Annotated in this window: 23 protein-coding genes and 1 pseudogene; 15 read left to right on the forward strand and 9 right to left on the reverse strand. The window is 71.6% G+C overall.

Annotated features, from left to right (window positions below; translation table 11 throughout):
* Window positions 1–142 precede the first annotated feature (142 nt).
* The 8 genes from H4W31_RS27230 (at window position 143) to ptsP (ending at window position 6,956) form a co-directional block, all read left to right on the forward strand.
* Window positions 143–904: a DeoR/GlpR family DNA-binding transcription regulator gene (locus H4W31_RS27230; RefSeq protein WP_192769242.1), complete on the forward strand. Its 762-nt coding sequence runs from the start codon at window positions 143–145 to the stop codon at window positions 902–904.
* Window positions 901–1,845, forward strand: coding sequence for a 1-phosphofructokinase (gene pfkB / locus H4W31_RS27235; protein ID WP_192769243.1), 945 nt, complete (start codon window positions 901–903; stop codon window positions 1,843–1,845). Before H4W31_RS27230 ends, pfkB begins: the two co-directional genes overlap by 4 nt.
* Window positions 1,846–1,974: 129 nt before the next feature.
* Complete coding sequence (mtlA, locus tag H4W31_RS27240) at window positions 1,975–3,180, forward strand: PTS mannitol transporter subunit IICB (RefSeq protein WP_192769244.1); 1,206 nt, start codon at window positions 1,975–1,977, stop codon at window positions 3,178–3,180.
* A gap of 35 nt (window positions 3,181–3,215) precedes the next feature.
* Window positions 3,216–3,524 (forward strand): PTS sugar transporter subunit IIB, encoded by a 309-nt coding sequence (locus H4W31_RS27245; protein WP_192769245.1) that lies wholly within the window; start codon window positions 3,216–3,218, stop codon window positions 3,522–3,524.
* Complete coding sequence (locus tag H4W31_RS27250) at window positions 3,508–3,975, forward strand: PTS sugar transporter subunit IIA (protein WP_192769246.1); 468 nt, start codon at window positions 3,508–3,510, stop codon at window positions 3,973–3,975. The genes H4W31_RS27245 and H4W31_RS27250 overlap by 17 nt, the downstream gene beginning before the upstream one ends.
* On the forward strand, window positions 3,972–5,012 hold the full coding sequence (locus H4W31_RS27255) for a zinc-dependent dehydrogenase (protein WP_192769247.1): 1,041 nt from the start codon (window positions 3,972–3,974) through the stop codon (window positions 5,010–5,012). Before H4W31_RS27250 ends, H4W31_RS27255 begins: the two co-directional genes overlap by 4 nt.
* A 20-nt stretch (window positions 5,013–5,032) precedes the next feature.
* Window positions 5,033–5,317 (forward strand): HPr family phosphocarrier protein, encoded by a 285-nt coding sequence (locus tag H4W31_RS27260; RefSeq protein ID WP_192769248.1) that lies wholly within the window; start codon window positions 5,033–5,035, stop codon window positions 5,315–5,317.
* A complete protein-coding gene (gene ptsP / locus H4W31_RS27265; RefSeq protein WP_192769249.1) occupies window positions 5,310–6,956 on the forward strand; it encodes a phosphoenolpyruvate--protein phosphotransferase in 1,647 nt (548 codons plus the stop codon). Before H4W31_RS27260 ends, ptsP begins: the two co-directional genes overlap by 8 nt.
* Before the next feature lie 349 nt (window positions 6,957–7,305).
* On the opposite strand, the gene H4W31_RS27270 is transcribed toward ptsP, so the two are convergent.
* Window positions 7,306–7,530, reverse strand: coding sequence for a DUF2188 domain-containing protein (locus H4W31_RS27270; RefSeq protein ID WP_192769250.1), 225 nt, complete (start codon window positions 7,528–7,530; stop codon window positions 7,306–7,308).
* Window positions 7,531–7,794: 264 nt separating this feature from the next.
* Between H4W31_RS27270 and H4W31_RS27275 the strand changes: the two genes are divergently transcribed.
* Complete coding sequence (locus H4W31_RS27275; protein ID WP_225945708.1) at window positions 7,795–8,634, forward strand: ArsR/SmtB family transcription factor; 840 nt, start codon at window positions 7,795–7,797, stop codon at window positions 8,632–8,634.
* 108 nt (window positions 8,635–8,742) lie between these two features.
* Here H4W31_RS27275 and H4W31_RS27280 read toward each other — a convergent pair whose 3' ends face one another.
* Together H4W31_RS27280 and H4W31_RS27285 are read right to left on the reverse strand one after the other, a co-directional pair.
* Window positions 8,743–9,948, reverse strand: a complete 1,206-nt coding sequence (locus H4W31_RS27280) for an esterase-like activity of phytase family protein (RefSeq protein WP_192769251.1) — start codon at window positions 9,946–9,948, stop codon at window positions 8,743–8,745.
* A 128-nt stretch (window positions 9,949–10,076) separates the two neighbouring features.
* Window positions 10,077–12,287 (reverse strand): Hsp70 family protein, encoded by a 2,211-nt coding sequence (locus H4W31_RS27285; RefSeq protein ID WP_192769252.1) that lies wholly within the window; start codon window positions 12,285–12,287, stop codon window positions 10,077–10,079.
* A gap of 164 nt (window positions 12,288–12,451) precedes the next feature.
* Between H4W31_RS27285 and H4W31_RS27290 the strand changes: the two genes are divergently transcribed.
* Complete coding sequence (locus tag H4W31_RS27290; RefSeq protein ID WP_192772425.1) at window positions 12,452–13,324, forward strand: pentapeptide repeat-containing protein; 873 nt, start codon at window positions 12,452–12,454, stop codon at window positions 13,322–13,324.
* 153 nt (window positions 13,325–13,477) lie between these two features.
* On the opposite strand, the gene H4W31_RS27295 is transcribed toward H4W31_RS27290, so the two are convergent.
* From H4W31_RS27295 to H4W31_RS27310, 4 genes and pseudogenes are all read right to left on the reverse strand, one after another.
* The gene (locus H4W31_RS27295; RefSeq protein ID WP_225945709.1) at window positions 13,478–14,761 is read right to left on the reverse strand and encodes a multidrug effflux MFS transporter; all 1,284 of its coding nucleotides are present in this window, start codon (window positions 14,759–14,761) and stop codon (window positions 13,478–13,480) included.
* Window positions 14,762–14,980: 219 nt separating this feature from the next.
* Complete coding sequence (locus H4W31_RS27300; RefSeq protein WP_192769253.1) at window positions 14,981–15,505, reverse strand: CGNR zinc finger domain-containing protein; 525 nt, start codon at window positions 15,503–15,505, stop codon at window positions 14,981–14,983.
* Between the two features lie 311 nt (window positions 15,506–15,816).
* Window positions 15,817–16,044 (reverse strand): annotated as a pseudogene (locus H4W31_RS27305) (sigma factor); the annotation flags it as partial.
* Between the two features lie 54 nt (window positions 16,045–16,098).
* Window positions 16,099–17,238: a cation diffusion facilitator family transporter gene (locus H4W31_RS27310; RefSeq protein WP_192769254.1), complete on the reverse strand. Its 1,140-nt coding sequence runs from the start codon at window positions 17,236–17,238 to the stop codon at window positions 16,099–16,101.
* A gap of 121 nt (window positions 17,239–17,359) precedes the next feature.
* Between H4W31_RS27310 and H4W31_RS27315 the strand changes: the two genes are divergently transcribed.
* The 5 genes from H4W31_RS27315 (at window position 17,360) to H4W31_RS27335 (ending at window position 21,504) form a co-directional block, all read left to right on the forward strand.
* Window positions 17,360–17,716: an ArsR/SmtB family transcription factor gene (locus H4W31_RS27315; protein ID WP_192769255.1), complete on the forward strand. Its 357-nt coding sequence runs from the start codon at window positions 17,360–17,362 to the stop codon at window positions 17,714–17,716.
* Window positions 17,717–17,922: 206 nt separating this feature from the next.
* Window positions 17,923–18,915, forward strand: coding sequence for a sugar kinase (locus H4W31_RS27320; RefSeq protein WP_318783432.1), 993 nt, complete (start codon window positions 17,923–17,925; stop codon window positions 18,913–18,915).
* Window positions 18,916–18,929: 14 nt separating this feature from the next.
* Complete coding sequence (locus tag H4W31_RS27325; RefSeq protein WP_192769256.1) at window positions 18,930–19,682, forward strand: IclR family transcriptional regulator; 753 nt, start codon at window positions 18,930–18,932, stop codon at window positions 19,680–19,682.
* A complete protein-coding gene (locus H4W31_RS27330; protein ID WP_192769257.1) occupies window positions 19,679–20,308 on the forward strand; it encodes a bifunctional 4-hydroxy-2-oxoglutarate aldolase/2-dehydro-3-deoxy-phosphogluconate aldolase in 630 nt (209 codons plus the stop codon). Before H4W31_RS27325 ends, H4W31_RS27330 begins: the two co-directional genes overlap by 4 nt.
* An 89-nt stretch (window positions 20,309–20,397) precedes the next feature.
* Window positions 20,398–21,504 (forward strand): CapA family protein, encoded by a 1,107-nt coding sequence (locus H4W31_RS27335; RefSeq protein WP_192769258.1) that lies wholly within the window; start codon window positions 20,398–20,400, stop codon window positions 21,502–21,504.
* 13 nt (window positions 21,505–21,517) lie between these two features.
* On the opposite strand, the gene H4W31_RS27340 is transcribed toward H4W31_RS27335, so the two are convergent.
* On the reverse strand, window positions 21,518–22,597 hold the full coding sequence (locus tag H4W31_RS27340; protein WP_192772428.1) for an ABC transporter permease: 1,080 nt from the start codon (window positions 22,595–22,597) through the stop codon (window positions 21,518–21,520).
* 59 nt (window positions 22,598–22,656) lie between these two features.
* Window positions 22,657–23,541 (reverse strand): ABC transporter ATP-binding protein, encoded by an 885-nt coding sequence (locus H4W31_RS27345; RefSeq protein ID WP_192769259.1) that lies wholly within the window; start codon window positions 23,539–23,541, stop codon window positions 22,657–22,659.
* Window positions 23,542–23,641 lie beyond the last annotated feature (100 nt).

Below are 23,641 nucleotides of genomic sequence, written 5' to 3' on the forward strand. Positions count from 1 at the left end.
TGCGCATCCTCGGGTGATATGTCCTGGATCACTGCCGCTGCGTCCGGCAGATGGCCAAACTGTTACGGCTGGATGTTGACTGACCACAGAAACGGGCGTAAACAGAAGGCAAGCAAAAACGATCGGGCGGGAGATCCACAACATGTACGCCGAGGAACGTCAGCAGGAGATCCTGCGTCTGGCCCGCGCAGAGGGCCGGGTCGACGTCATGGCGCTGGCCGAGGGCATGAACGTGACCGCGGAGACGATCCGCCGGGACCTGACCGTGCTGGAGCGGGCCGGCGTGCTCCGACGGGTGCACGGCGGGGCGATCCCGGTGGAGCGGATCGGGTTCGAGCCGGCGCTCGCCGCCCGGGACGCCGTACTGATCAACGAGAAGGAGCGGATCGCCAAGGCGGCACTGGCCGAGTTGCCGGACGAGGGCGCCGTCATCCTCGACGCCGGCACCACCACCGCCCGGCTGGCGCAGCTGCTGCCGTCCGAACGGGAGTTGACCGTGGTGGTCAACTCCCCGGTGCTCGCCGCCTCGCTCGGAGTGAAACCCAACCTGACGGTACTGCTGCTCGGCGGCCGACTGCGCGGCAAGACCCTCGCCACGGTGGACGACTGGGCACTGCGCCCGCTCGCCGAGATGTACGTGGACGTGGCCTTCATGGGCACCAACGGCTGTTCGGTCGAGCGGGGGATGACCACGCCGGACCCGGCCGAGGCGGCCGTCAAGCGGGCGATGATCGGCGCGGCCCGCCGGGTGGTGCTGCTCGCCGACCACACCAAGATCGGCAACGACTACCTGGCCCGGTTCGGCACCCTCGCCGACCTCGACCTCCTGATCACGGACAGCGGGCTCGACGAGGAACTGGCCGACGACGTGGAGGCCACCGGCGTACGGGTGGTGCGGGCATGATCCTCACTGTCACGCTCAACCCGAGCCTGGACCGGGCAATGGAGATCGACTCGCTGGCCCGGGGCGCGGTGATCCGGGCCGCCTCCGCCCGCATCGACCCCGGCGGCAAGGGCGTCAACGTCTCGCGGGCCCTGCTGGCCAACGGCGTACCCTCCCGGGCCGTGCTGCTCAGCGGTGGCGACGAGGGTGCCCAACTCGTCCACCTGCTCCAGGCGGCGGGAGTCGACCTCGTCGCGGTGCCGATCGCCGGCCGTACCCGCTCGAACATCACTCTCGCGGAGCCGGACGGCACGGTAACGAAGATCAACGAATCCGGTCCGGTCCTCACCACGGCCGAGTTCACCGCCGTCACCGAGGCGGTGTTGACGGCGGCCGGCTCGGCGCACTGGGTGGTGGCCTGCGGCAGCCTTCCGCCGGGCCTGTCGGGATCCGCGTTCGGCGAACTCTGCGCCCGCCTGGTCGCCGCCGGGGTCCGGCTCGCGGTGGATACCAGCGGGCCGGCGCTGCGGGCCGCCGCCGAGGCCGGCGCGGCACTGCTGAAGCCGAACCGGGAGGAGTTGGCGGAGGCCGTCGGTGCCCCGCTGCGCTCGCTCGGTGACGTGGTCGACGCCGCCACCCGGCTGCGGGACTGGGGTGCCGGGGCGGTGCTGGCCAGCCTCGGCGCCGACGGCGCGGTGCTGGTCGACGCCGACGGTGTGGTCGTCGGCGAGTCGCCGGTGGCCCAGCCGAAGAGCACGGTCGGGGCCGGCGACGCGCTGCTGGCCGGCTTCCTGGCCGCCGGCGCCCGTGGCCCCGACGCCCTCGCCGAGGGCCTGGCCTGGGGTGCCGCCGCGGTCAGCCTGCCCGGCAGCCGGATGCCCGGCCCCGACGACCTGATCCGGAACACCGTCCGACTACACCCCCGACCGGACCTGGTCCGGCCGCTGCTGCCGCAGGGATGACCCGATCGTGTACGGCAGCCGACAACAGAAACCCCCGGATGTCGGACGACACCCGGAGGCAACGCCGATGACATTCCAACCCGGCCGCGTTCGGTAACGCGGGCCATACTCTGCGAAGGAGTTTCCCTCATGGCCGTGTCGTACACACCGGAGGTCCAGGGCACCGGTTTCAAGGCCCGGGTCCAGCGGATCGGCGGACACCTCGCCGGAATGGTCATGCCCAACATCGGGGCGTTCATCGCCTGGGGCCTGATCACGGCGCTCTTCATCCCGACCGGCTGGCTGCCCAACGAGCACCTGGCCAAGCTGGTCGACCCGATGATCTTCACACTGCTGCCGATCCTGATCGGCTACACCGGCGGCCGGATCGTGCACGGCCAGCGCGGTGCGGTGGTCGGCGCAGTGGCTACCGTGGGCATCATCGTCGGCGCGGACATCCCGATGTTCCTCGGCGCGATGATGATCGGCCCGCTCGCGGCCTACCTGCTGAAGCTCTTCGACGGCCTGATCGAGGACCGGATCAAACCCGGCTTCGAGATGCTGGTGGACAACTTCTCCGCCGGCATCATCGGCGGCGGGATGGCGCTGATCGGCGTCTGGGTGGTCGGCCCGGTGGTCGCGAGGCTCAGCGACTGGGCCGGCAGCGGGGTCGACTGGCTGATCGGGCACAACCTGCTACCGGTCGCCTCGGTCCTGGTCGAGCCGGCCAAGGTGCTCTTCCTGAACAACGCCATCAACCACGGCGTGCTCTCGCCGCTCGCGGTGGCGCAGGCCCAGGAGACCGGCAAGTCGATCCTGTTCATGATCGAGTCGAACCCCGGACCGGGCCTCGGTCTGCTGCTCGCGTACTTCCTGTTCGGGCCGCGCTCGCTGCGGCCGAGCGTGCCGGCGGCGGGCATCATCCACTTCCTCGGCGGCATCCACGAGATCTACTTCCCGTACGTGCTGATGAAGCCGCGACTGATCCTCGCGATGATCGCCGGTGGGGCGGCCGGTGTCGGCACCTTCATGGTCACCGGTGCCGGACTGGTCGCCAGCCCCTCGCCTGGCAGTATCTTCGCGTATGCGGCGGTCACCCCGAGGGGCAGCTGGTTCGGGATGGTCCTCGGCATCCTGATCGCCACCGCGGTCACCTTCGTGGTCGCTGCGGCACTGCTCGGCTTCGGCCGGCTGAACGGGGAACGACAGGACGCCGTGCCGGCCGATCCGGACACCGACACCGACCCCGCGACGGCGGACGCCGGCACGCCGGCCCGCGAGCGCGAGACCAGCCCGGAGCGCGAGACCAGCCCGGAGCGTGCGCCCGTGGCCCGGTCCGCGACCGCCGAGGGCTGACCCAGACCACCGTACGAACGACAAGGAGTACTGCCATGGGCAGCATCAACGGTAAGGACATCCACAAGGTCGTCGTTGCCTGCGACGCCGGGATGGGCAGCAGCGTCATGCTCGCCAGCCAACTTCGCAAGCAGCTCAAGAAGTTCTCGGTCACGGTGGAGCACACCCCGGTCAACTCGATTCCGGGCGACGCCGACGTGGTGATCACGCACAGCGGCCTGGCCGCCCGGGCCAGGGCCGCCGCGCCCGACAAGATCATCGTGCCGTTCCAGGTGTTCATCGGCGACCCGGCGGTGACCGCCGTGGTCAAGGCCATCGAGTCCGGCGATGAGATCCGTGGCTGACCAACCGGGCGCACTGCTCGACCGCCGGGCGATCCAGCTGACCGAGGTGGCCGCCGACCGCGACGACGCGATCCGTCGCTGCGGTCAGGTGCTGGTCGAGATAGGCGCGGCCAGCCCGGAGTACGTACCGACGATGCTCGCCCGCGAGCAGTCGGTCTCGACGTACATCGGGGAGGGCGTGGCCATCCCGCACGGCACGCTCGCCGGCAAGGACCTGGTGCACCGCGACGCGCTCGCCGTACTCCGGTTCCCGGCCGGCGTGGACTGGGGCGGTCAGCCGGTCACCGTCTGCGTGGCGATCGCCGCCCAGGGTGACGGCCACATCGAACTGCTGGCCAGCCTCGCCGAAGTCCTGCTCGATCCCGACAAGGCCCGTGCGCTGCGCGAGGCCACCGACCCCGAAGACGTGCTGGAGCTGCTCAAGCCGGCACGGGAGGACAGCAACTCATGAAGGCCGTTCGTTTCCACGCTCCCGGCGACGTACGCATCGAGGACGTACCCGAGCCCACCCCGGGCCCGGGTGACGTCAAGATCCGGGTACGCAACTGCTCCACCTGCGGTACCGACGTCAAGATCTCCAAGTTCGGGCACCACCACATCCACCCGCCCCGGGTGATGGGCCACGAGATCGCCGGTGAGGTGGTCGAGACCGGGGCCGAGGTCACCGGCTGGGCGGCCGGCGACCGGGTGCAGGTGATCGCCGCCATCCCCTGTGGAACCTGCGCCGAGTGCCGGCGCGGCCGGATGACCGTCTGCCCCAACCAGGAGTCGATGGGGTACCACTACGAGGGCGGCTTCGCGCAGTACCTGGTGGTCCCGGCGAAGGTGCTGGCGGTGGACGGGCTGAACCGGATCCCGGACGGGGTCGGGTTCGCCGAGGCGTCGGTGGCCGAGCCGCTGGCCTGCGTACTCAACGGGCAGGAGCTGGCGCGGGTCGGGCCCGGCGACGACGTCGTGGTGGTCGGCTCGGGTCCGATCGGTTGCCTGCACGTCCGGCTGGCCCGGTCCCGGGGCGCCGCCCGGGTCTTCCTGGTCGAACTCAACCGGGCCCGGCTGGACCTGGCCGCCGGACTCGTCAACTCGGACGCGGCGATCTGCGGCGCCGAGGTCGACCCGGTCGACGAGGTGCTCAAGCTGACCGACGGGCGCGGGGCCGACGTGATCATCACGGCGGCGGCCTCGGGTGCGGCCCAGGAGCAGGCGTTGCAGATGGCCGCCCGGCAGGGCCGGATCAGCTTCTTCGGTGGCCTGCCCAAGGACAACCCGATCATCTCGGTCGACTCGAACCTGGTGCACTACCGCGAGCTGACCATCGTCGGCGCCAACGGCTCCAGCCCGGCGCACAACGCCGAGGCACTCCGACTGATCGCCACCGGCGCGGTGCCGGTGTCCGATCTGATCACCCACCGGCTTCCGCTGGACCAGGCGATCGACGCCTTCGGCGTGGTCGCCCGGGGCGAGGCCATCAAGGTCACGATCGAACCCTGAACTGGGAGAGGAAGGCCATCATGGCTACGCGTACGGTGACCGTCGGTTCGGCCAGCGGCCTGCACGCCCGCCCGGCGGCGCTCTTCGTCGCGGCGGCGGCGGCACAGCCGGTCCGGGTGACCATCCGGACCGGCGAGAAGCGGCCGGTCCCGGCCAACAGCATGCTCTCGGTGCTCTCGCTGGGCGCGCGGCGCGGCACCGAGGTGGTGATCGAGGCCGAGGGGGAGGGCGCCGACGCCGCCCTGGACGCCCTGGCCGAGCTGCTCGCCCGGGACCTCGACGCCGAGGAGTCGGCCGATGCCTGACGGGCCGGCACCGCTGCGCGGGATCGGGGTGAGCCCGGGGGTGGCCGGTGGCCCGCTGCTCCGGGTCGCCGAGGTGCCGGCGCTGCCCGCACCGGTTGCGGTGGCCGATCCCGCCAGCGAGGCCGACCGGGCGGTGGCGGCGCTGCACGAGGTGGTCGCCGAGTTGACCCGACGAGCCGACCGGAGCGGGGAGAAGACCCTGGTCGACGTGCTCCGGGCCCAGGCGATGATGGCCGACGACCCGGTGCTGTCCGACGCCGTACGGGAGAACGTCGCGGCGGGGATGGACGGGCCGCACGCCGTCGACGCGGCCTTCGCCACCCACCGGGCGGCGTTCGAGGCCGCCGGTGGATACCTCGCCGAGCGGGTCGCCGACCTGGACGACCTGCGGAACCGGGCCGTCGCGGTCTGCCTCGGCCGGCCGATGCCCGGGGTGCCGTCCCCGGGCCACCGGTACGTGCTCACCGCCCGGGACCTGGCCCCGGCCGACACGGTGGACCTGGATCCGGAGCAGGTCGTCGCCCTGGTCACCGAGGACGGCGGGCCGACCAGCCACACCGCGATCCTGGCCCGCGCGCTCGGGCTGCCGGCGGTGGTCGCCTGCCCCGGCGTCCGGGACCTCGCCGAGGGTACGACGGTGCTGGTCGACGGCGATACCGGCGCGGTCGGCGTGGACGTGGACCCGGCGGAGGTGGCCGCCGCCGAGGCGGTCGACCGGGATCGGCTGACGGCCGTGGCGGCGACATCCGGGCCCGGTCGTACGGCCGACGGCCACGCCGTCGCCCTGCTCGCCAACATCGGCTCGGCCCGGGACCTCGGTGCCGCCGACGGGGCCGAGGGGGTCGGACTGTTCCGCACCGAACTGCTCTTCCTGGACCGCACCCGGGAACCGGACCTGGCGGAGCAGGCCGAGGCGTACCGGGCGGTCTTCGCGGCCATGTCCGGTCGCCGCGTGGTGATCCGTACCCTCGACGCGGGCGCGGACAAGCCGTTGCCGTTCCTGCACCAGACCGACGAGCCGAACCCGGCGCTCGGCGTACGGGGGCTGCGCCTGGTCCGGCAGCGGCCGGAACTGCTGCACACCCAGTTGGCGGCCATCGCCCGGGCGGCGGAGCAGACCGGAGCCGACGTCTGGGTGATGGCGCCGATGGTCTCGACCCGGGCCGAGGCGGCCGAGTTCGCCGACGCCGTGTACGCGGTGGGGCTGCCGAAGGCCGGCGTCATGGTCGAGGTGCCGGCGGCGGCCCTGCGCGCGGGACAACTGCTCCAGGTCGTCGACTTCCTGAGCATCGGCACCAACGACCTGAGCCAGTACACATTCGCGGCTGACCGGCAGAGCGGCGTACTGGCCGAACTGCTCGACCCGTGGCAGCCGGCGTTGCTCCGGCTGGTCGCCGAGGTCGGCGCGGCCGGGCGGGCGGCGGGCAAGCCGGTCGGGATCTGCGGGGAGGCGGCGGCGGATCCGCTGCTCGCCCCGGTGCTGACCGGTCTCGGGATGACCAGCCTGTCCATGTCGGGCCGGGCGCTGCCCCGGGTACGGGCGGCGCTGGCGGGGCGTACCTACCCCGACTGCGAGCGGGTGGCGCGGCTCGCGCTGGACGCCGACGACCCGGAGCAGGCCCGCAAGGCCGTCGCTTGACGGCCGTTGGACTGACCGCCACCGCCTGACCGCCGCCGCCTGACCGCCGCCGCCTGACCGCCGCCGCCTGACCGCCGCCGCCTGACCGCCGCCGCCTGACCGCCGCCGCCTGACCGCCGCCGCCTGACCGCCGCCGCCTGACCGCCGCCGCCTGACCGCCGCCGCCTGACCGCCGCCGCCTGACCGCCGCCGCCTGACCGCCCTGCCCGGAACAGGAATCGGCCCACGCCGTGGACCGTCCGGCGTGGGCCGCTGTGCGCCGTTGCCCCGATCCGGCGGTCCCGCCGGATCGGCGGGACCGTCCTCGGGTCGGGGCAGGTGACCGGGCAATACACCCGGTGTGCGGCGGTCAGCCGGCGGGCGGGAACGGATCGTCGCGGTAGGTGTGCTCGGCCTCGATCTGCCCGTCCTGCTTGTGTACGACGAGCTGGCTCGGCTGGTTGGCCTTGGCGGCGTCCCGGCCGGCGCCGACCGCGTTCTCCTTGGTGTCGTAGTGTCCGACCACCGTCGACCCGTGCTCCACCTTCCAGCCAGCGGCTTCGGGAACAACGTGGTACTCGGTCCGTGCCGTCATGGTGCTCCTCCTGGTCGATTGTCGGATGTGGAGGAACTACCCGGGGCAGGCGATCGGAAACACCTCGCCCGATGGTTGGCACTTCACACCAGCGCCAGCGCCAGCGGCAGTGGCAGTGGCGTCCGCGATCGCGACTGGTGTCGGTGTTGGTGTCGGCGGAACGCTGCGGGGCTGCCGGCCACTGTGGAACCTGGTGGGCGGGCGCGGGGCGATTGACATGCAACCATCTGGCTGCCTATGGTAGATGGGCAGCCAGATGGTTGCATGTCCGGAAGGCGAGGAATGGACGAGGTGTTCAAGGCGCTGGCCGACGGCAGCCGCCGTCGGCTGCTCGACAGCCTCAACACCCGCAACGGGCAGACCCTGCGCGAGCTCTGCGCCGGGCTGGAGATGACCCGGCAGTCCGTGAGCAAGCACCTCGCGGTGCTGGAGGCGGCCAACCTGGTCACCACGCTGTGGCGCGGCCGGGAGAAGTGGCACTACCTCAACGCCGAGCCGATCAACGCCATCGCGGACCGCTGGATCAACCAGTACGACCTCGGCCGGGTGCACGCACTCGCCGATCTCAAGCGAGCATTGGAGCAGGAGCCCATGAGCGAGCACGAATTCGTCTACACCACGTTCATCAACACCACCCCGGAACGCCTCTGGCAGGGGCTGACCGACCCCGCGTTCACCAGCCGCTACTGGGGTGTCAGCTTCGAGTCCGACTGGCAGGTCGGCTCCGAGGTCGTCTGGGTGATGCCGAAGGGCGTACGGGTCGTCGACCCGGCTCAGGTCGTACTGGTAGCCGAGCCGTACCGCCGGTTGGCGTACACCTGGCACAGCCTCACGCCGGAGTTCGCCAAGGCGTACGAGATGGATCCGGCGGAGATCGCCAAGCTGGCCGGGGAACCGCGTACCAAGGTGAGCTTCGAGCTCGAGCCACGGGGAGAGGTGGTCAAGCTGACCGTCGTACACGACGGTTTCGCGCCCGGGAGCGGGTTGCGCGACAGCGTCAGCGGCGGCTGGCCCGAGTTGCTCTCCAGCCTCAAGACGCTGCTGGAGACCGGCGAGCCGCTGCCGCAGGCGGAGCCGGCCGAGGCGTCGCCGGCGGGCGGATGACCACGTTGCCGGCAGGCGGGTGACCACAGGGCGCCGGCCGGCGCCGGACTCCCACGCCTGACGCGTACGAGAGGGTCCGAGCCGGCCGGCCGACGGATCGTGCGGCGGTCAGTAGCGCCGCAGCACCCGCTTGTCCGCGTCCAGGTCGTGGTCCAGCTTGATCACGATGAACTCGTTGTTGTCGGGCCGCCCCGGAGTCCGGCCGGCCGACGACGGGAAGTTGTTGTCGTTGAGCACGGCCAGGGTGCGGTCGTCGAGGATGACCACGTCCTCGATCGTCTGGAACGGGAAGGTGAACCGGGATCCGAAGCCGCCCACCCGCTTCGGGTTGGCGATGTCCATCAGGTCGGCGACCAGCGTCTTGTCGAGCTGACCGTCCCGGTTCCGGTCCCGCCGGTCGGCGAGGTAGATCTTCTTGGTCTGCGCCGTGGCGCCCTCGCCGTTGTCCCGCTCGATGACCAGGAAGCGGTCCTTGTCGACCGCGATCGCGTCGCCGATCGCGTTCGCCGGGGCGTCGAGCAGGTACGTCCAGCGCCGACCGGTGTACGCGTTCGCGGCGATGTCGAACTCGTTGAACCGCAGCGCGCCGGCCGGGTCACCGGCGACCGTCCCCTCCAGCAGCGGGTAGAGGGTACGGCCGTCGGGAGACTGTGCCATGCCCTCGAAACCCTTGCTGCTGTTCAGGTTGGCCGGGGTGTCGCCCCGACCCGGGTTCTCCGGTGCGAAGACTCCCGGCAGCGGCACCGGTGCCTGCAACAGCCGACCGGCCCGGTCGAAGTGCAGCAGGTACGGGCCGAACTCGTCACCGATCCAGTACGTCCCGTCGGCGGTCCGGGTGATCGACTCGACGTCGAAATCGCTGCCGGTGAGCACCCGGTCGGGGCGGGTGAGCGGGAACGGCACCTTGCCGTCCGGGTCGGTGAGGTTGATCCCGCCGAGCAGGTCCACGGTGCCGGGGCCGAAGTTCGGGCCGACCCGCTGGATCCGGAGCAGGAAGTCCGCGCTGTTGGCCTTGTTGCCGAAACCGTTGTCGGACAGTACGTCGAAGGTGCCGTCGCTGTTGCGCAGTACGCCGCTGAAGCCCTGGACGGGCTGGTCGGCGAAGGGCGGAGTGATCCCGTTGACCGGCGCCGTACCCAGCAGGGAACCGGCCGGCTCGCTGCCCGGGACGTACGTCTGCGCGGGCAGCGCGGCGAACTTCAGCAACTCCGCGCGGTCCCAGGTGCCCCGGTCGGCGGCGGACGCCACCCCGGGCATGGTCATCGCCAGGGCCGCCACCGCGACTCCCACGCCGACCCGCTTGATTACTCCCATCGATCCTCATTTCGTAGCTGGAACTCGCTGGGAGGTTAGGGGCGGCCGGTGAACTGGGGCTGTCCACCAGGCAGTGATCATCGGAACCTTCCGCCCGCCCGGTCGGCGCAGGCGGGGCCAGGGGCGAATCAGCGGAGAATCTCCCAGAGGAACAGCGAGTTGCCGACCGCGCCGGCCAGGATCGTGCCGTCCGGGTTGAACGCCACGGCGGCGGCCTCCGAGGTCCCGTCCGTGAGCGGCGTACCGATCATCTCGCGGCTGGCCAGGTCCCACAGCCGGACGTGCCGTCCACCGGTGGCCAGGACCGAGCCGTCCGGGCTGAACGACACGCTTCCGGCCGGAAGCAGCAGGTCGATCGGCTCGCCGACCTGTTGCCGGCTGGCCAGGTCCCACACCCGCACGGTGGCGTCGTTGCCGTTGCTGGCCAGCAGGAGTCCGTCCGGGCTGAACTTCACGTCGTTGACGATTTCGTCGTGGGCGCTCAGCGACGCGCCGATCTGTCGGCGAGTGCGCAGGTCCCACAGCCGCACCGTCCGGTCCGCACCGCCCGAGGCCACGATGTTCCCGTCGTGGGGGTGGAACGCCAGCGCGTACACGTTGTCGGTGTGGCCGAGCAGCGGGGCACCGAGCGCCTGCCGCCGGAGCACGTCCCACAGCCGGATGGTGTGGTCAGCACTGGAACTGGCCAGCGTCCGCCCGTCCGGACTGAAGTCCACGACGTAGTTCACCGAGGTGTGCCCCCTCAACGGGTAACCGAGTCGACCGCGGGTGACCACGTCCCACAGCCCGATGCCGAAGTTGTTGCCGCAGGCGGCGAGGACGCTGCCGTCCGGGCTGAACCGGACGCCGCGGACGTAGTTGGGGACGCCGTCTCCGGCCTCGAACGGGATCGGCTTGTCGATCGGTCCGCGACTCGTGGTGCTCCACAGTCGGATGGTGCCGTCGCCACCTGCGGTGGCGATCAGATCGCCACCGTGCGCGTCGAAGGCCACGTCGAAAACGGTGTCGGTGTGCCCGGTCAGCTCGGCGACGAAGCGGGCGCCGGTGACGGGGCGGGGAGTGGGAGTCGGTGAACCCTTGGGCGGATCTCGGCGGAGCACCGCGGCGGCACTGGCCGCAGTGCCCAGGGCGGTCACCGTCGCGGCGCCGACGATCACCGTACGCCGGCTCAGACGCCCCCGCCACGCGCTGCCCGGGGCGCCGGTCGCGATGGTCGGTACGGGCAACGGCCCGACGTCCGGCCCCGACGAGGGCGCCGGTGGGATCGTACGACGGATCAGCAGGCTCCCCTCGGCCACCACGAGTTCGGGCTGCTCGATGGCGACCGGGGCGATTCCCAGGGTCTTGTGCAGCAGCGTGGCGGCCAGCGGGATCCGGGACGAGCCGCCGACGAGGAACACAGCGCCGATCGACTCACGGGGGATCGCGGCATCGCGCAACAGTTCGAACGTGACGTTGGTGGTGCGGTCCAGATGCGGCCGTGCCGCTCTCTCGAATTCGCCCCGGGTGAGATGTACGTCGGTGCCGACCACCGGCAGCCGTAGGTCGGACGTGGGGTGCCGGGACAACTGCTCCTTGGCCGACCGGGCGCCCCACCACAACGTGTGTCTGGCGAACCCGTCATCCGCCGTCTGCGGCCAGTCCAACCGCTGCCACGCCTCGGCCGCGGTCGCGGTCAGCGCCCGTACGTGCGCGACGACGGCGGCGTCGAATTCCAGACCGCCGACGTCGTCCAGCCCGGCGGAGGCGACCACCTCGAACCCCGTCGCCGACACCCGCACCGCGCTCACGTCGAAGGTGCCCGCTCCCAGGTCGTAGACGATGACACAGCGCCCTGGTGCGATCCGCCGTCCCAGGGCGGTGCAGAAGTACGCCGCCGCGGCGACCGGTTCGGCGACGAACTCGACATTCGGGAACCCGGCCTGGGCGGCGGCCTCGGCGAGGATGCCGAGTCGGAGACGACTCCAGTCCGCCGGATGGGTCAGCACCACCACCGCCGGTCGCTGGCCGGCGACCCGGTACGCCTCGGCCGCGACCCGGGCCAGTACCGCCGCGATCAGGTCGACGACGCGGATTTCCTGGTCTGCCAACCAGACGGTTCCGTCGTCGATCCGCCGTTTCGGGTTCGCCTCGAAACCGGCGGGATGACCCAGCGCGGCACGCTCGGCGTCGGCACCGGTGAGCATCCCGGGTGATCCCGGTCCGATGAACACCGCCGAGGCCAGCAGGGGAGAGGCGTCGAACAGCAGTGGTTTGATCCGACCGTCCGGCCAGGCCAACGCGGCGACTGTGGTGGACGTGCCGAAGTCGATGCCCAACCAGTATTCGCCCGTGGCCACCGGTCAACTCTATGAGGTTGGCCAACTCTCCCGCTCGTACCGTTTCGCCCGGCGGGGGTCGGTACCCTTCTACCCAGCTCAACCACCAGGAGACCGATCACTTGTCCGGAAATTCCGAAGCCGGGGCACCGCTGCCCACGCGTCCGCCGCCGGACCCGGGTGCCGTGCCGAGCGGCGGACCGGCCGCCCTGCGCGCCGACTGTGAACGCTGCTTCGGGCTCTGCTGCGTGGTGCCCGCCTTCTCCGCCTCGTCGGACTTCGCGCTCGACAAGCCCGCCGGGCAGGCCTGCCGGAACCTGCAACCGGACTTCCGCTGTGGCATCCACCGCAACCTGCGGGAACGGGGCTTTGCCGGTTGTACGGTCTTCGACTGCTTCGGCGCCGGACAGCAGGTGTCCCAGGTCACCTTCGGCGGGCGGGACTGGCGAACCAGCCCGGAGATCGCGGCCCGGATGTTCGAGGTGTTCCCGGTGATGCGGCAGCTGCACGAGCTGCTCTGGTACCTGACCGAGGCACTGGCACTGCGACCGGCGGATCCGCTGCCGGCCGAGCTGGCCGCCGCCCGGGACGAGACCGAACGGCTCAACGGTGCCGATCCGGAGACCCTCGTCCGGCTGGACGTCGCGACCCATCGCCGGGACGTCAACGCCCTCCTGCTACGGGCCAGCGAATCGGTGCGGAGTCGGGCCGGCCTCAGCGGGAACGATCACCGGGGTGCGGACCTCGTCGGCGCCGATCTGCGGAGAACAGACCTGACCGGCGCCAACCTCCGGGGGGCGTACCTGATCGGGGCCGACCTGCGCGGCGTCGACCTGACGATGGCGGACCTCACCGGGGCCGACCTGCGCGGTGCGAACCTGCGCGGCGCCGACCTACGCGGCAGCATCTTCCTCACCCAAGCCCAGGTCGACGCGGCCAGGGGCGACGTCACCACCGGACTGGCGCCCGCGCTGCGTCACCCCGCGCACTGGCAGCTCTCGATCGCCCCGACCCGGCGCCCGGCCGGCAAGCCCACCCGCAAGCCCCGGCGCCGGTAGGCCGGACCACCGTCGGCCCCCGAACTTGTCGACCTGTTGTCGTTCCGACCGCAACAGGTCGACAAGTTCGGGGGCTTCCACTGTCCGGCGACCGTGACCGGTCACCGCGCGGCGACCGGACCTGCGGTCAGTGCGCGGCGACCGGACCAGTGGTCAGTGCGCGGCGACCGGGGCCACCTCCGGGGTGATCCCGGCGAGGCGGGCGGGCCGGACGACCAGGAACAGGACGGTCAGCGCCGCCACCATCCCGCCGGAGACCACCGTGCCCATCGCGACGCTGCCGTTGCCGAGCACCCCGACCATCGGTGCCGTCACGGCGCCGATTCCGAACTGCACCGCACCGAGCAGGGCGGCGGCGGTACCGGCCGCCTCCCCGTGCCGGCTCAGCGCCAGGGCGGGTGCGTTCGGCATGGCGAGGCCGGAGGCCGCGAGGACCACCCAGAGCGACACCAGGATGGTCGGCAGGCCGCCGAACCCGGTGGCGGCGAAGGCGAGCAGCGCGAACCCCGCCCCGGCGCCGACGGCCAGCGCGGTGATCAGGATCCGCTGCGGCGAGTACCGGCGCAGCAGTCGGACGTTCAGTTGGGAGGCGGCGATCAGGCCGACCGCGCCCGCCCCGAAGACGATCCCGAACTGCTGCTCGTCGAGGCCGTACTGCTCCTGGAAGACGAAGGAGGAGCCGGAGACGTACGCGAACAGCGCGGCCATCGCCAGCCCGGCGACCAGGACCAGGCCGATGAAGGTACGGTCCCGCAGCAGCGAGCGGTAGATCCGGCCGGTGCCGAGTACGCCCCCACTGCGGCGCCGGTGCACCGGCAGCGTCTCGGGAAGCTTGAACACCGCGAGGACGACCAGCACGATCCCGAACACGCCCAGCGCGACGAAGACGCCACGCCAGTCCGTCCAGCCCAGCACCGCGCTGCCCAGCGTCGGGGCGAGCACGGGTGCCGCGCCCATCACCAGCATCAGCCGGGAGAAGATCCGGGCGAACGCGCTGCCGCTGAACAGGTCGCGTACGACCGCCATCGCGACGACCGAGGCTGCGGCGGCACCCAGTCCCTGGAGCACCCGCAGCACGCCGAGGGTTCCGATGTTCGGTGCGACGACGCACAGCGCCGATGCCACCACGTGCAGCACCAGGCCGGCGAGGAGTGGCGTACGCCGGCCGACCGCGTCGGAGACCGGCCCGATCAGCAGTTGGCCGAGGGCGAGTCCGGCGAGGGTTCCGGTCAGGGTCAGCTGGACCGCTGCGCTTCCGGTCTGGAAGCCGGCGGCGATGGCGGGCAGCGCCGGCAGGTACATGTCGATCGTCAGGGGCCCGATCGCGATCAGCGAGCCGAGCACGAGGACGAGCCGTAGCCGCTGCCGGCCGTCCATCAGGTCGCCCGGCGTCGGTGCCGACGCGCGCGTCTCGACGGGCTCAGCGGTGACGGTCATGGGGTCCTTCCGGTGGACGGTCGGTCGTCGTACGTCTGGGCGGGAACTGCGAAGATCACACCAGCCAGCAACCACCGGCGCTCCCGCACATTCCCCGAGGATCGAGAGGTAACCGAGTTCACATCCGCTGCGCGCGTACCGGCCGGGCAGGTTCGGACATCGCGCGGGATGCGGGACACGACGCCGAGCCGGAAGATCGTAAGGCGAGGGCCCGGTGCCCTATCGGCGGCGGGCCGTGGCGCGGTGCCGGCGGACCGCGTCGCGGTTGGCGCAGCGGGGCGAGCAGTAGCGCTGCCTACCGCCCCGTGAGGTGTCGACGTAGACGATCTCGCAGTCGCTTCCGGCGCAGCGGCCCAGGCGATCCATCCCGCGTCCCGCGAGGTGCAGGGCGGTGCCGACGCCGACCAGGGCACGCAGTACCGAGCCCAGCGGGACGCCGTCGTCGCGGTAGTGCAGGTGCCAGCCGGTGCCGCCGTGGTCGGTGAGCCGGGGGTACGCGGACGCCGCCGCCAGCAGCCGGTTGACCAGGGCGGCCCGCTGCGCCGGGTCGGTGGTGTCGGCGACCTCGCACCACCGGTCGACGAGTTCGAGCGCCACGGCCAGGTCCTGCTCCTCGACCGGCATGTCGATGACCAGACCGGCGGCGGCGCACCGGCGTACCAGTTCGGGCAGGGACCGGGGACGGTCGTTGGCCAGCTCGGTGATCAGCCGGACCGCGTCCTGGCCGTAAGGGTTGAGATGCACAATGCCATTACAGCAGGCTTGGTCCATGACCAACGAGAACGGGCACGACTGGCAGACCCGATCGCGGCACTGGACCAGTGACGGGGTCGTGAGCTACCAGTCGTGCCACTGCGGGGTGTGGCGCCTGCTGACCGGGCCAGGTACGGCTGGCGCCGCTGGTTCGGCGGCGGACGGCTCGGCCTCGTGGTTGAAGAACCCGACCGGATCTACTCGTGATGCAGCACCCGGGCGATCGGCAGACGCGCGGCAGACCAGGCGGAGCCCAACGCGCCGAGGACGGCTATGACGACGCCGGCCAGGGCCAGGGCCGGCCACGGTCGTACCGTGCCACGGTCCTCGAACCGTTCCATACCGCGCCAGGCTCGGTCCAGGGTGTCCTGGACGGCGTCCTCCGCGTCGTGGACCGAACCCGGCATCCGGTAGCAGTGTGCCCGCAGTTCGTCCCGCAGCGGCCCGACCAGGCGACCGAAGGCCCCGTCGTCACCGGCGTGGGCCGCGACCAGCAGTTCCGCCACGTCGGACTCTTCCGTCCACCCCACCCCGGACTTCCGTACCGCCGCTTCCTGGTCCGACCTCACCGCAGCCAGGCTACGTCAGGCCGGGGCCGCGGCCCGGGACACCGGATGCGTCCCGTGGCTGTGGCGGCGCCGGTCAGCGTGGTGGGCCAGCGCCGCGTGCGAGTCGACGTCCGCGGGGTCGGTGTGGATCGTCGCGGCAACCAACCGGGGTACGGCGTGCCGCAACCGGTGCTCCGCCTCGACGGCGATGGCGTGGGCGTCGAGGACCGACAGGGTGGCGTCGACCCCGAGGTTGGTCTCGGCGTGGAGTTGGTGCCCGACCCATCGCACCCGCAGCCCGGTCACGGAGCGGACTCCGGGAGTGGTCGCCAACGCCTGTTCGGCCGTGCCGACCAGTTCGGGGTCGACGGCGTCCATCAGCCTCCGGTAGACCTCCCGGGCGGCGCTCCTGAGCACGACCAGCACCGCCACGGTGATCAGCAGCCCGACGACCGGATCCGCCCAGCCCCAGCCGATCGCCACCCCACCGGCGCCCAGCAGTACGGCGAGCGAGGTGAACCCGTCCGTACGGGCGTGCAGCCCGTCGGCGACCAGCGCGGCGGAGCCGATCCGCCGGCCGACGGTGATGCGGTACCGGGCCACCAGTTCGTTGCCGACGAAGCCGACCAGCCCGGCACCGGCGACCGCCCACAGGTTGTGCACCGGTGCCGGGTCCAGTAGCCGGTTCACCGCCTGGTAGCCGGCCAGCGCCGCCGAGACCGCGATGAACGCCACGATCACGATTCCGGCCAGGTCCTCGGCCCGGCCGTAGCCGTAGGTGTAGCGGCGGGTCGCGGGCCGGCGCCCGAGCAGGAACGCGAGGCCGAGCGGGACCGCCGTGAACGCGTCGGCGAGGTTGTGCAGGGTGTCGCCGAGCAGGGCCACCGATCCGGTGAACGCCACCACGACCGCCTGGAGCAGCGCGGTGGCGCCCAACGCGGCCAGGGAGATCCACAACGCCCGGAGGCCGGCCCGGCTGCTCTCCAACGGGGCGTCGACCCGGTCCGCGCTGTCGTGCGAGTGCGGGGTGAGGAGGTGCCGTACCCGCCCCCACCAGTTCCCGGAGCCCGGCCCGTGCTCGTGCTCGGGCCCGTGCTCGTGCTGGTGGTCCTGCTCGTGCTGGTGGGCATGCTCGTGCTGGTGGGCATGCTGATGGTCGGGTGCCGAGGACGCCATGCGTGTGCTCCGGGGTGCTCGTCGGCAGCCGGGGTGTGCGGAGGGCCGCTCCATCCACCGGAGGCGATGAGTGGGGGACCCCGCCTTGCACCCGGGCGGAACACCGCCACAATATGTGCTCATGTACGCACGCGACAACGCGGCAACTGCCGATGATGGGCAACAGCTACCCGGCAGCGCTCAGATCGAGGCGGCGGTGACGGCTCTGCGGATGCTGGCCGACCCCACCCGACTGCGCCTGCTGTGGCTCCTGCGCGACGGTGAGTACGACGTCGGCAGCCTGGCCGCGGAGGTCGGCGCAGCCCGGCCGGCGGTCTCGCAACACCTGGCCAAACTGCTGCTCGCAGGCCTGGTGAAGGTACGGCGCGACGGGCGGCGCGCGCTCTACCGGGCCCGGGGCGGGCACGTGCGCCGGCTGGTCACCGAGGCACTGCACGCCGCCGAACACCATCTCACCGGCGCTCCTGATCACGACTGAGCCGTGAGCCGTGAGCCCGGAACCGGGATCGGGGCGAGCCAAATGCGCCGCTGTGACCGGCCCTGGGCGTGGCCATCGCCACTTAACCGCTCTTGGGGCGGGTCGAGATGTCGCGCTACCGGGACCGCTGATCTAGGGTTGTGCCCCCGACCAGGGGATGCACATCTTGAGCAGCGGTTGCAGCATATGCAACGGATGGGAGCGCCGTGACATCGGTGGCGACGGCCGCTGGGCGGTCCTCGACGCCGCTCGACGCGATCTGCGTCGGCGAGACGATGGTGATGGTTACCCCGACCCCGGGCGGGCGGCTGGACGCGGCGTCGACCTTCGTACTGCGGGCCGGCGGTGCCGAGTCCAACGTCGCGATGTTCCTGGCTGCGCTGGGCCACCGGGCGGCCTGGGCCAGCCGGGTCGGTGCCGATCCACTGGGCGACCTCGTCGTCGAGCAGGTCGCCGCGACGGGCGTGGACACCTCGCTGGTCGAAATCCACCCGGCCCGCCCCACCGGCGTCTACCTGAAGGACCCCGGGCCGGCCGGCACCAAGGTCTACTACTACCGGCGCGAATCGGCGGCGGCCAGCATGGATCCGGCGTACGCGGCGCGGATCAGTGCCGTGCCGTCGGCCGTACTGCACCTGAGCGGCATCACCGCCGCGTTGTCGGGGAGCTGCCGGCAACTCGTCGACCAACTGCTCCTCGCCGGCCCGGACGGTCGCCGGCTGATCTCGTTCGACGTCAACTACCGCCTCGCGCTCTGGGACGGGCGGGCCGGCACCGACCTGCTCCGACTGGCCCAGGCCGCCGACGTGGTCTTCGTCGGCCTGGACGAGGCGGCGCAACTCTGGGACGTCCGGACCCCGCAGGACGTCCGGAAGCTGATCGACCTGCCCGGCACCCTGGTGGTGAAGAACGGCTCCGTGGACGCCGTCGCGTTCCACGGCGACGGCGTCACCGTCGAGCCGGCCCGCCGGGTCGACGTGGTGGAACCGGTCGGCGCCGGTGACGCCTTCGCCGCGGGATGGCTCTCCGCCGCGCTGCGTGGCCTCGACCAGACTGCCCGGCTGAAGCTGGGCCACCTGGTTGCCGGTGCCGCACTCGGCTCCGTCGGGGACTTCGCCGCCCTGCCGCCCGTCGACACCATCTGCGCGGTACTCGGCATCGAACCGGACTTCTGGTACAGCCCCTCCGAAGCGGCCTGACGGAGTTCCCGGCGATGTCACAGACCGTTGAACGCGCACTGAGCATCATCGAGTTCTTCGCCGAGCGGCCGCGCTCACTCGGCGAGGTCGCCGAGCATCTCGGCGTACACAAGTCCACCGCGCTGCGACTGTTGCAGACCCTGGAACGTGCTGGTTTCGCCCGGTCGGTCGACGGCCGGTACACCGTCGGCTTCCGGATGGTGGCGATCGCCCACCAGGCCGTGGAACACCTCGAACTGCACCCCGTCGCCCAGCCGCACCTCGTCCGCCTCGGTGACCGGTACGGCCACACCGTCCATCTCGCCCAGCTGGTCGACGACGAGATCGTCTACCTGGCCAAGGTCGACGGCCGAGGGGCCCTGAAGATGCGGTCCCGGGTCGGCCGGGCGGTCAACCCGCACACCTCGGGAGTCGGCAAGGCGATCCTGGCGCACCTCGACGAGTCGTCCCGGGAGCGGTTCCTGGCGCGGCTCACGTACCAGCGGCACACCGCGACGTCCATCACCAGCCCGGCGGCGTTCCGGGCGGAGCTGGCGCGGATCGCCGAGCGCGGCTGGGCCGAGGACGACGGCGAGTTCGAGGACTTCGTCAACTGCGTCGCGGCCCCGGTCCGCGACGCCCGGGGCCGCGTCGTCGCGGCGGTGTCGATCACCGCGCTGCGGGCCGTCGCCCCGCTGGACCAGCTCCGCGAGCTCCTACCGCAACTTACCGAAACCTGTGCCGCGATCTCCCGGGACCTCGGCTGGACCGGAGATCAACGACCATGAACGGAGCGACGGTGGACAGCCACTCGACGACCTTCTTCAACAACCTCTTCGTCGACCAGCCGGTGATGGCGATCCTGCGCGGCCTGCCGCCCGCACAGACCGTCGCACTGTGCCAGCGGGCCTGGGACACCGGCATCGACGTGGTGGAGGTGCCGGTGCAGAGCGCGGACGCGCTGCCGTCCCTGCATGCGGCGATCGCCGCCGGCCGGGAACGCGCCCGGCCGGTCGGCGCCGGCACGGTCGTCACCCCCGAACAGGCCAGAGCGGTGTACGAGGCCGGCGCGGTCTTCACCGTCGCGCCCGGGTACGCCCCGGACGTCGCGGCCGAGTGCGCGGCTCTCGGCCTGGCCCACCTGCCGGGTGTCGCCACCTCGTCGGAGATCGGCCAGGCGCTGCGGACCGGTCACACCTGGCTGAAGGCGTTTCCGGCCAGCGAACTGGGCACCGGCTGGATCCGTGCCCAGCTCGCTCCCTTTCCGACGGTGAGGTTCGTCGCGACCGGCGGTATCGACGCCGACAACGCGGCCGACTTCCTCGCCGCCGGCTGCCGGGTGGTGGCTGTCGGCTCCGCGTTGCAGGATCCCCGGCAACTCGACCTGCTCGCCGGGCTGACCGCCGCCCGATAGCGGGCAGGGGTGTTAGGAAGGGGCCCTTCTTCTACAGAAAACGATATGCGGGGGCCCTTCCTTGCATCTTGATGCGTACGCTCTGCCGGATGGGTGGCGGCGTGGTGCGGGTCGGGCGGGCGGTACTGGCGGGCGTCCTGGCGGTGGTCGTACTGCTCGGATGTACGGCGGAGCCGGCGGCCGATCCGTCGAGCCCGACGGCGCAACCGGGTACGGCGGGACCGAGTGCGTCGGCCAGCCCGGTCGGTACGGCCTCACCGAGCCCCGCGGCGCCGGCCCTGCTGCGGTTGGCGTTCGCCGGTGACGTGCACTTCACCGGTCGTACCCTGCGGCTGCTGGACGAGCCGGAGAGCGCGTTCGGCCGGATCGCACCGGTGCTGCGGGACGCCGACCTCACGCTGCTGAACCTGGAGACGGCGGTGACCGGTCGGGGCACGCCGCAACCGAAGCGTTTCCACTTCCGGGCACCGAAGAGCACGTACGCGGCCCTGCGCGCCGCCGGGGTCGACGCCGCCTCGGTCGCCAACAACCACGTCCTCGACTACGGACCGGTGGGACTGCGCGACACCCTCGACTCGGCGGCGGCGGCGAAGTTCCCGGTGTTCGGCGCGGGGCCGAACGCCGACGCGGCGTACGCGCCGTGGCTGACCACCGTACGCGGGGTCCGGATCGCCGTACTCGGCATGTCGCAGGTGCACGAACTGTCCGCACAGTGGAAGCCGACCGCGACCCGTCCCGGGGTGGCGATGGCGTTCGACGCGACCCGGGCCACCGCCGCCGTCCGGGCGGCCCGGAGCCAGGCCGATCTGGTGATCGTGTTCATGCACTGGGGGATCGAGGGCAGCTCCTGCCCGAGCGGCGAGATGAAGACCTTCGCCTCGCGGATGTCCCGGGCCGGCGCCGACATCGTGCTCGGTACGCACGCACACACGCTGCTCGCCGACGGTTGGCTGGGCCGGACGTACGTGCACTACGGACTCGGCAACTTCCTCTGGTACGGCGACTCGAAGAGCACCGACTCCGGGGTGCTCCGGCTGACCGTGCAGGGCCGGACGGTGGTCCGCAACGAGTTCCTGCCCGGCACGGTCTCCCGTACCGGGCAGCCGGTGCTCGTCACCGGTGGAGCCAGGGAGCGGATCCAGGACAAGATCGGTGCGGCGAGGCGCTGTACCGGCCTCGCCGCGAAACGACCGTGACCCCAGTCCCCGCTCAGGAGACCCGGGTCTCCCGCTCCCGCCAGGCCGCGGCCAGCGAGGTCTTTCCGTTGGTACGCAGCAGCGAACCCTCGTAGAGCCGGGCGGCGAACATCAGGAACAGCCCGGCGGCGACGAGCAGGATCAGCAGCGCCAGGATCGGCTCCCAGGGGGCGGCGTCGCCGAAGAACAACCGCAGCGGCATCGCCGTCGGTGCCGAGAACGGCACATAGGACAGGATCGTCATGGCCATCGGGTTGTCGTTGAGGAAGAGCACCCCGAAGAACGGCAGCATGATGACGATCTGGGCCGGGCCGGACGCCCCGCTGATGTCCTCCTGCCGGCTGACCAGCGCGCCGGTGACCGCCCACATCGAGGCCAGCAGCACGAAGCCGACGACGAAGAACGGAAGGAACCAGGCGATCGCCGGGCCGAGTTGGCCGAGCAGCCCGTCGGCGCTGTCCACCACCTGCATGGAGACCACCGACACCAGCGCGATCAGGGCCACCTGGCCGAGCGCGAGCGCCCCGTTGCCGATCACCTTCCCGGCCAGCAGCGCCCGGACCGGTACGGCGGCCACCAGGATCTCCACGATCCGGGTCTGCTTCTCCTCGGTGACGCTCTGCGCGATCTGGATGCCGAAGGTCAACGAGGCGAAGAAGAAGATCATCCCGAACGCCATCGGCACCATGAAGGCCAGGACCGGGCTGACCGCGTCGGGATCGAGCAGTTGGACCGGGGGTGGGCTGCTCAGCGACCTGACGACGGAATCCGGCGTACGGTCCATCGCGAGCACCGTGAGTCCGCCGGGTCCGTCTCCCGGTACCACCGCGGCGTCGACCTCGCCGTCCCGGACGAGTTGCTCCGCACTCTGGACGTCGGGGACCGACACCACCTCCATCCCGGCCTGCTCCAACTGGGCGGCGGCGTCGGCCTGCACGACGGCCACGGTGGAACTGCTGGTCGCGAAGAGCGCCGGCAGGATCACACCGGCCATGGCGACCAGCAGGAAGACGACGGTGCTGATCAGGAACGTCTTGTCCCGGAGCCGTACCGTGATCTCCCGGCCGGCGACCAGCTTGGTCGCTCCCCACAGCGAGGGGGCGGTCGCCGCGTCGTCGTGGGTCGGCCGGGTGGTGGGTGGGGCGAGCGTCGTCACTGGGTGACCTCCCGGAAGATCTCGGAGAGCGTGGGGACGATCGGACCGAAGGTGCGGACGGGACCCCGGGCCAGGGCCGCCCGGAGCACCGTCTGGTCGTCGTCGGGGTTGGCGAGTTGGATCACGACCCGGGTGTCGTCGAGGTCCACGATGGTCACCCCCGGCAGGTCACGGACCCAGCCGGCGTCGCCGTCGAGGACGAGTTCGAAGCGCGGCGTCGCGAACTTGGTCCGCAACTCGGTTCGGCTGCCGGAGGCGCGTACCGCACCGGCGGCGATGATGACCAGGTCGTCGCAGAGCCGTTCGACCACGTCGAGCTGGTGGCTGGAGAAGAGCACCGGTACGCCGTTCGAGGCCCGCTCCCGCAGCACCCCGGCGATCACCTCGACGGCGATCGGGTCCAGCCCGGAGAACGGCTCGTCGAGGATCAGCAGCTCCGGGTCGTGCACCAGGGCGGCGGCGATCTGTGCCCGCTGCTGGTTGCCGAGCGACAGCTTCTCCAGGGGGTCGTTCGCCCGCTCGGCCAGGCCGATCCGTTCGAGCAGGTCGTCGACGTTGCGTTGGGCGGCCGAGGTGGTCATCCCGTGCAGCCGGCCGAGGTAGGTCAGCTGCTCCCGGACCTTCATCTTCGGGTAGAGGCCACGCTCCTCGGGCATGTACCCGAAGCGTTGCCGGACGGGCCGGGTGACCGGCTCACCGTTCCACGTCACCGCGCCGGAGTCCGCCGAGAGCAGGCCGAGGATGATACGCATCGAGGTGGTCTTGCCAGCCCCGTTGGCGCCGACGAACCCGGTCATCCGGCCGGCGCTCACCTCGAAGGAAATGTCGTCGAGCACCTTGCGGTCGCCGAATGTCCGGTTCACGGACGAGACGCGCAGCATCCAGCCTCCTCAGCCAGTCCTGCTCTGGGGCACGCTGCTCCAGCGCCGTAGACGCTAGTGCTGGCGCCCGCTGCTGACGTCCGCCGTGCGATGGAACCGC

The sequence above is a fragment of the Plantactinospora soyae genome, assembly GCF_014874095.1.
GTDB classification, from domain to species: domain Bacteria; phylum Actinomycetota; class Actinomycetes; order Mycobacteriales; family Micromonosporaceae; genus Plantactinospora; species Plantactinospora soyae.

Bases quoted from the DNA above. Each gene is read 5' to 3' on its own strand.
- H4W31_RS27230 (WP_192769242.1), top strand. From the start codon at position 143: ATGTACGCCGAGGAACGTCAGCAGGAGATCCTGCGTCTGGCCCGCGCA.
- pfkB (WP_192769243.1), top strand. From the start codon at position 901: ATGATCCTCACTGTCACGCTCAACCCGAGCCTGGACCGGGCAATGGAG.
- mtlA (WP_192769244.1), top strand. From the start codon at position 1,975: ATGGCCGTGTCGTACACACCGGAGGTCCAGGGCACCGGTTTCAAGGCC.
- H4W31_RS27245 (WP_192769245.1), top strand. From the start codon at position 3,216: ATGGGCAGCATCAACGGTAAGGACATCCACAAGGTCGTCGTTGCCTGC.
- H4W31_RS27250 (WP_192769246.1), top strand. From the start codon at position 3,508: ATGAGATCCGTGGCTGACCAACCGGGCGCACTGCTCGACCGCCGGGCG.
- H4W31_RS27255 (WP_192769247.1), top strand. From the start codon at position 3,972: ATGAAGGCCGTTCGTTTCCACGCTCCCGGCGACGTACGCATCGAGGAC.
- H4W31_RS27260 (WP_192769248.1), top strand. From the start codon at position 5,033: ATGGCTACGCGTACGGTGACCGTCGGTTCGGCCAGCGGCCTGCACGCC.
- ptsP (WP_192769249.1), top strand. From the start codon at position 5,310: ATGCCTGACGGGCCGGCACCGCTGCGCGGGATCGGGGTGAGCCCGGGG.
- H4W31_RS27270 (WP_192769250.1), bottom strand. From the start codon at position 7,530: ATGACGGCACGGACCGAGTACCACGTTGTTCCCGAAGCCGCTGGCTGG.
- H4W31_RS27275 (WP_225945708.1), top strand. From the start codon at position 7,795: ATGTCCGGAAGGCGAGGAATGGACGAGGTGTTCAAGGCGCTGGCCGAC.
- H4W31_RS27280 (WP_192769251.1), bottom strand. From the start codon at position 9,948: ATGGGAGTAATCAAGCGGGTCGGCGTGGGAGTCGCGGTGGCGGCCCTG.
- H4W31_RS27295 (WP_225945709.1), bottom strand. From the start codon at position 14,761: ATGACCGTCACCGCTGAGCCCGTCGAGACGCGCGCGTCGGCACCGACG.
- H4W31_RS27310 (WP_192769254.1), bottom strand. From the start codon at position 17,238: ATGGCGTCCTCGGCACCCGACCATCAGCATGCCCACCAGCACGAGCAT.
- H4W31_RS27315 (WP_192769255.1), top strand. From the start codon at position 17,360: ATGTACGCACGCGACAACGCGGCAACTGCCGATGATGGGCAACAGCTA.
- H4W31_RS27325 (WP_192769256.1), top strand. From the start codon at position 18,930: ATGTCACAGACCGTTGAACGCGCACTGAGCATCATCGAGTTCTTCGCC.
- H4W31_RS27330 (WP_192769257.1), top strand. From the start codon at position 19,679: ATGAACGGAGCGACGGTGGACAGCCACTCGACGACCTTCTTCAACAAC.
- H4W31_RS27335 (WP_192769258.1), top strand. From the start codon at position 20,398: ATGGGTGGCGGCGTGGTGCGGGTCGGGCGGGCGGTACTGGCGGGCGTC.
- H4W31_RS27345 (WP_192769259.1), bottom strand. From the start codon at position 23,541: ATGCTGCGCGTCTCGTCCGTGAACCGGACATTCGGCGACCGCAAGGTG.